5 protein-coding genes and 1 pseudogene are annotated in these 6736 nt (G+C 41.2%); 2 read left to right on the top strand and 4 right to left on the bottom strand.

From position 1 onward, the window contains the following. Window positions 1–30: 30 nt before the first annotated feature. Window positions 31–1074 (bottom strand): Fic family protein, encoded by a 1044-nt coding sequence (locus tag A6395_RS07690; RefSeq protein ID WP_071398611.1) that lies wholly within the window; start codon window positions 1072–1074, stop codon window positions 31–33. 376 nt (window positions 1075–1450) lie between these two features. Beyond that, window positions 1451–1600 (bottom strand): annotated as a pseudogene (locus A6395_RS16310) (DNA/RNA non-specific endonuclease); the annotation flags it as partial. 918 nt (window positions 1601–2518) lie between these two features. Between A6395_RS16310 and A6395_RS07680 the strand changes: the two are divergent. After that, complete coding sequence (locus A6395_RS07680; protein ID WP_071398609.1) at window positions 2519–4021, top strand: ATP-binding protein; 1503 nt, start codon at window positions 2519–2521, stop codon at window positions 4019–4021. A gap of 52 nt (window positions 4022–4073) precedes the next feature. Next, entirely contained in the window at window positions 4074–4610 is a 537-nt protein-coding gene (locus A6395_RS07675; RefSeq protein ID WP_071398608.1) for a GNAT family N-acetyltransferase, read from the top strand. Window positions 4611–5113: 503 nt separating this feature from the next. Here A6395_RS07675 and A6395_RS07670 read toward each other — a convergent pair. Both A6395_RS07670 and A6395_RS07665 read right to left on the bottom strand, forming a co-directional pair. Further along, window positions 5114–5578 (bottom strand): GNAT family N-acetyltransferase, encoded by a 465-nt coding sequence (locus A6395_RS07670; protein ID WP_071398607.1) that lies wholly within the window; start codon window positions 5576–5578, stop codon window positions 5114–5116. A gap of 260 nt (window positions 5579–5838) precedes the next feature. Next, entirely contained in the window at window positions 5839–6219 is a 381-nt protein-coding gene (locus A6395_RS07665; RefSeq protein WP_071398606.1) for a hypothetical protein, read from the bottom strand. Window positions 6220–6736 lie beyond the last annotated feature (517 nt).

The following is a 6736-nucleotide window of genomic DNA, read 5'->3' as shown; positions in this document are numbered from 1 at the left end:
TATAAAAATTAATGTCACGTATTCATATAATCACTGTTTGATCCATTTCGCGCTTCGTCCAAGTCCTGATGGGGCGATGATCCCTTCATCACGTAATTCACGAAGGACACGGTTGATGGTCGCCTCACTGATGTCGGGACAGGCTTGTCGAATATCTGATTTGGTAAACGGGACAATTCTGCCTTCGACGAAGCGCCTGATTCGAACGGTCTTGTTTTGACTGCCTGACGTGACGATGCCAACGCGCTCCTCAAGCTCTTTATAGGCCGCAAGAATCACGCTCAAAAGATAGTTGATCCATGGGAACGGGTCTTGACGATTCTCATGCCAGTGAATGGATGATAGCCGAAGGGACTCATAGTAGTCCTCTTTTCGTTCTTCGACAATCTTTTCAAGACTGATATAACGGCCGACCTCGAAGCCATATTGATAGAGCATCAACAAGGTCACGAGACGGGCCATGCGGCCGTTCCCGTCATTGAACGGATGGATGGATAAAAAGTCGAGCACGAACATACCTGTCAGGATGAGCGGGTCGACGTCCTCGTTTTGACGACGCTCTTTCAGACTATCGCACAAGGCTTGGATAGCAGCGGGTGTCTCAAACGCTGGAACAGGTACGAAGCGTGTACGACGTGTACCGTCGGGGAAGGTCTCGCTAATCTCGTTGTCGACATTCTTCCATCGCCCGCCCTCAATCGGAACGAACTTGTAGAGCTCCTTATGAAGCTGGAGCAAGATGTTCGGGTTGAGCGGGATGTCCTGAGCCGACGCATGGATCAAGTTCAAGACATCCCGGTAACCGGCAATTTCCGCTTCCGAGCGGTCGGCCGGGTCCGAAGTCTTCGACATGATGGTGTGTAAGCGACTCTCTGTCACAACGATCCCCTCAATCGCATTGGAAGCCTTTGTCGATTGGATGACCGCCACGTCACGCAAGGTGTTCAGGATTTGAGGCGCCTGTTGTTTATAGAGGTCTTGTTTGCCTTTATATTCATTGATACGACCGATCAATCGTACGGTCTCCATCGGTAAGGCCAGCTCGGCCAGGTACTGATAATTATAATTGCGCATAGGAATCCCCTCATTAATCATTATAATGAATTAAACATAGTCATTTCGTTCGGATATGACTATGTTTAATCTTAGTATAACCTATTTAAACTGTATTCAAATGAATTAAACATGTTCATTTCTATAACAGATGACTATGTTTAATGATTGATGACCTATATATTAACCCCTTAGCTTTTGAAGACTGATTCGCTTTAAAATCTAAACGAGATGTTGATAAAGAGAGTCGTGAGTCTTAATAGTGAAAGACGTTTCAAAGTCAGTTGCCACCACGTATAAAGATTGCAGGACGAAGCAGGACAAAAAACGCATCCCTCGATTTCACGAGGATGCGTTTGATTAATATGACTCTATTTGATTCGTCGCATGAGCATGATTACTCTCCGACCATGCCATCTCCGTCATTGTCTTGCATATAAGGATACAACCAATGGCTGCTTCTGATTGGCATACTGAATCCAGCATCTTTGGCTTCTTGGATCGTCACTTGTCCGTTGCCGTTCGTGTCGACGCTTGAGACGTCTCCACTCTGTTCTGCGGCCACTACTGGTTCACTTTCTGTCGCGACAACAGTGTTCTGCTCGGTCTCTGTACTTGCGGCTGCAGCGGCAATCTGTTTTTTCGCTTCCGTCTGTGCAGCAGCGACTTCTTTCTCTGCCTGTTTCTCAGCGTTCGCAATGGCTTTCTTAAGCTCAGCCTCGTGTTTCTTCTGCATCTTTGTTTCTGCTTCTTTTACTTCTTGCGCCGTGACTTTATCGGCGTCCTCTAATTTCTTGGTTAAGGATGCGATTTCGGTCTTATAGTCTTTGACCACCAGCTTCATATCGTCATATTCCGCTTGAAGACTCGTAAGTTGTTCCTTCACTTCAGCGACTCCTTGCTCACACTGTTCCGCACTGATCGCGGGTTCTTCTAAGCTGAATGCCCATCCCCAGAACAATAGAAAGAAGACCGTGATCAGCACGCGTCTTGCTATCGTAAATTTTTGATGCCACCACATCAAGAAAAGTCCGACAGGGAATAAAAAGATTAGCATTAGGACGATAAACCAGGTTGATTTATAAAATTTCATATCCATTCCTCCTCCACTAGCGAGTATATAATAATCGGATACTCTTTAAAGCATAATTTTACAAATTAAGACAATAGAAAATAGTGTTTTTTAAAATTTGTCCATTTAAGAATTTCAGGTAGAAGTTCGACATTATTCGACGGAAATAATGAGTAGAGGACGCTACTAGAGATCTTATATATAAACTGTGAAGAAATTAAAACCAAGTCTACTTTCATTTTTTCGATGCAGAAAACCCCGATGCGGTATATTCATAGTCACGTATAATTGAAGAGCTATTTAACAAATAGAGGATTATAATTATGGTATGTTGGATAATTTTTCAATTATGAGTATCTTGAATTGTATATACACAAAAAAGGAGAAGTGAGGATGAAAAAGTTTGATTTAAATATTGAACAAGTCCTGGAGAACTGGGAAGTGTATCATGCGCTTCGAGAAATCATCGCAAACGCTCTAGATGAACAGACCATCACCCAGACTGAGGAGATTCAAATCAATTTGGGTAATGACGGGAAATGGCGAATTCGTGATTTCGGACGAGGGCTACAATACATACACTTCACACAGAATGAAAATCAGGAGAAGTTAAGCCATCCCAATCTAATCGGCCGATTCGGTGTAGGTCTCAAAGACGCCATGGCGACGTTCGATCGCCACGGTATCGGTGTCGAAATTTTATCGAAACACGGAAGATTTACATTAGGGAAAAGCACCAAGCATGCTTTTGAGGATGTGATGACACTCCATGCCTACATCGAAGAACCGCTTGACCCCCGCTTTGAAGGAACAGAGTTTATTCTGACAAATGTACCGAAAGATGAGGTTCAGAAGGCCAAACAACTGTTTCTCGTATTCAGTAATGAAGAAACACTCTCGGCCGTTCAATACGGTGAGATTTTAAAAAGAAGAGGCGAAACGTCAAATATTTACATCAATGGTGTGAAAGTAGCCGAAGAAGAGAACTTTTTGTTCTCCTATAATATTACGTCGTTAACGAAGGCAATGAAAAAAGAACTGAACCGGGAACGTACCAATGTCGGGAGAACTGCTTATTCGACGAGGGTCAAACAAATTCTTTTAGAGAACCAAGAACCGCATACGACCAAAATGCTTGTTGAGTCATTAAATCGATTTACTGCAGGTGAGATGCCCGTCGAACTATCCTGGAAAGATGTAGCCATCCATTCGTGTAAGATTTTGAATGCGCGTGAAGATGTCATTTTCATGACCCCTTCTGAAGCCATGCATCATTCTTCGATTGCTGATGATGTGAGTGGGTATGATTATCGCATCGTGACCATTCCTGATAATTTGAGCAGTGCTTTGGCCAATACAAAAGATATTACAGGGAATCCGATTCGAGATATACGTACCTTTGTGGAAGAGATGCGTGAGAATTTAACGTATGAAGTGATCCCATTAGAGATGTTAAGTGAGGAAGAGCGATCAATTTGGAACATGAAAGAACATATTTTAGGGCTCATCGGAAACTTGCCGCCTCATGTAACTGACGTGAAATTAGTAGACAGGATTCATTTTGCATTTGATCGGAATGAGACACTTGGACTGTGGCAAAGCGATAGTGGGACGATTTTGATTGCACGGTCTCAGTTAAGATCGTTAGAGGCTTTTGCAGGTACACTTCTTCATGAAAGAGCCCATGCTAGTAGTGGGAGACCGGATGTAGATCGTGGGTTCGAATTTGAATTGACGGATTACATTGGAAAACTGACGTCGATGCTACTGCAGCAAAAATCAGTAGGCCACAATCAAATTGAACTTAGTGTGACTAGCACGTCATCTAGAGAGTTAGAACGCAAACCATCATCGCCTGGTTTCTTTAAACGACTCTTCGGTAGCGTAAAAAGATAGAAATAAAACAAGTAATATTTAAGGAAACACTGACTTTTAGGGGGGAATGGCTATGAATTTAATCAGTGACAGAATTTATCTACGTTTGTTAAAAGAATCAGATGCACAGATTTTTTTAAATGCCACTCAAGATCAAGAAATTAGATATATGACTGGGACAAAGTGTTCATTCACTCTCGAGCAAATTCACAAGCACATCAGTAACATAAAAAAAGATACATCACGTTATGATTTTGCTGTTTGTCTCAATGGAACCAATCAGATGATTGGGGAGTTATCGATTTTTGATATAGACGAGGAAAATCGAAAAGCAGGCTTTAGAATCTCGATGGCTGCTACTGGTCTAACAGGAAAAGGATTCGGTTCAGAAGCAACTCGACTGGTTTTAAAATTTGTTTTTAAGGAACTTAGACTGAATCGGTTACAGTTAGAAGTATTTAGTCATAATTTACGAGCCATCAGAGCCTATGAGAAGGCTGGTTTTATCAGAGAAGGTGTTTTAAGAGAGGCATTGTTCTACGATGATGTTTATTCAGATGAGATTATCATGTCAATTATCGAAAGCGACTATATGAAACAAACCGAATAAAGTCGCTAATCTAAGCAATTTATACGTCAAATGTGCAAGATAAAATGTATATTTTTTTGATCAATCGTTCTTATGGAATCACCAAAAGTAGACGTGACGTCAACTTTATAATCTGATATCCGACAAAAGTTACATGCGATACCAAAAGGCTTTTAGAGGTATAAGCTATTCTAGAGAGTTTGAAAAAAAGGTACTAGAACATTTCTTGAAACACAGATTGGTATATACGACATCGGATGTTCCCATACCAGCTTGATTATTTTATGTTCGAAGGGGAGCGGATTCCCTTCAACAAAGATTTCGCTGGGAGAAACGAACAGATCATCCACGCGTTGATCGAGAAGATTCGGCTCGATAAAGTGCACGGAAGACGAAACTAAACACGAAAAGACATTCTCTTAAGGGTGGAGAATGTCTTTTTATGAAGGGGTTGTTGTTTTAATTTTCGATTATGATCATTGTTCGATCATCTTTTATCGAATGGCTATATTTAAACTTAAAAGTTAGATACAAGTGATTTTGAATACGTCAATTTCTTCCCCTGAATCTAATCTCACAGTTTCGACATGAGCCCAACCTCTTTTTTTGTAATAGACAGATGCATGTTCCGTTCTTAAATAAAGTTCAGGGAATCCCAACTCTTTGACCACATCAAGAGTTCGCGCAATTAATTTCTGACCTATCCCCCGGTTACGACACTCTGGCTTCGTGTATAGGGACGCAAGCCAAGGTCCATACATTTCTCTACTCTTTAGATCGTTTTCAAATATTGAAACCGTTCCTAAGCAATGCTCATTCTCCAAGGCGATAAGGGTGATAGGGAATGCGTGAGTACCCGTATTTGAAAAGTGATTGCGTACATCATCATATCGCATGATGCTTCCGGTATTTATTACGAATTCTTCATAGATTATCTCAGAAACTTCTTTTATTTTGTCAGGATGGTTTGATAGGAAATCAATTTTCATTAAGACGCTCCTTATTTATACATTCTCTAGACTTAAATCATCTCTCTTTGACTCGTCAGTGCTCGCTTCAGTCGTCGCGACTACCGTCTCGGTTTGTGGAGCAGTTTCTTCCACTTTCTCATTCGTGGAAGACTGGTACATCCGGCTATCAGTAGTACGACTAGAGATAGGACTAAATAAGTGAATTTCATTTTCTACTCTTTCGTACATAGTATGTATAGGCGTATATACTTAGATAGATCTACATACACATCAATCAATTATATCCGCTGCATCCTCACAATGCGCCAATTCTTCAAGTTTTGGGCTTCCATGTGGTTTGTGACCCGTTCAATCATTCTCATTTTTTCGGTCCGAGAAAAATTGAAAGCATCTTCCGGGAGTTCCAACTCGACCTCGAGCGTGACTTTGACTTTCTTTTTTCGTTTGTTGAATCGACGAAGCAGGTAATGCTCAAGTTGATCGATGACTTCCGCGTCATAGATGCCATCAGAGGACTTCAAAGCGATGTTCAACCAAGGATTGAGTCGATCGATGTACGCTTCAAGTTCTTGGGGTGTCGTATTTAAGTATGTCCAAAGGTGATCAAATCGCAGTGTTTCCGTCTTGTAAAACAGTCTAATCCACTCTTGAAGATTCATGAGATAACTCCTTTTTTGATTTAAGTGTATCTCGTGTTATGGATGGCAAACAGTGACGAGTTTATGTACAAATCGAATACTGTTCTTGAAAACCTTAGAAGGTGTTGCACACGAAAGTTCGTCGACCAAATCTGTCAAAAACGTTCTTTGTTTTGGAATTTCATTTCATCTATTGCTTCTTTTTTAGATCCAGGTCAGTGGTAAATCGATAGCTGCTTCCCGCATATATCAACGTCTCACTGAAAATCATCCCGTTCATGATAGTGCGATATGGCATGGAGGAGCACGACGTATGTGTCTATAGATGGTGTGTCGCCTCCGACCGACTCTCTCCATCCTTATAGATCGGACTAGTTGATGTATCTTGTTTATTGTCATTCGTTTGTGCTTTTTTGAACTCATTCTATCAAATGAAAAAATCAATGCGCATCGCTTTTCTTAAAAAAGGACTCTCTTTTCATCGTTTCTACTAGATGTGAGCCCCAAGTTAGTGTTTAAAGTACTCAATAGTATGTTG

Source organism: Exiguobacterium sp. SH31, from assembly GCF_001816105.1.
Lineage (GTDB): Bacteria > Bacillota > Bacilli > Exiguobacteriales > Exiguobacteriaceae > Exiguobacterium > Exiguobacterium aurantiacum_A.
Note: the sequence above shows the minus strand (reverse complement) of the source record. Positions and strands in the feature narration are given on the sequence as shown.

What these genes read in the sequence shown, in the direction of transcription:
- A6395_RS07670 (WP_071398607.1), bottom strand. Translation starts at nt 5,578, where the DNA reads ATGAAAATTGATTTCCTATCAAACCATCCTGACAAAATAAAAGAAGTT.
- A6395_RS07665 (WP_071398606.1), bottom strand. Translation starts at nt 6,219, where the DNA reads ATGAATCTTCAAGAGTGGATTAGACTGTTTTACAAGACGGAAACACTG.
- A6395_RS07680 (WP_071398609.1), top strand. Translation starts at nt 2,519, where the DNA reads ATGAAAAAGTTTGATTTAAATATTGAACAAGTCCTGGAGAACTGGGAA.
- A6395_RS07675 (WP_071398608.1), top strand. Translation starts at nt 4,074, where the DNA reads ATGAATTTAATCAGTGACAGAATTTATCTACGTTTGTTAAAAGAATCA.
- A6395_RS07690 (WP_071398611.1), bottom strand. Translation starts at nt 1,074, where the DNA reads ATGCGCAATTATAATTATCAGTACCTGGCCGAGCTGGCCTTACCGATG.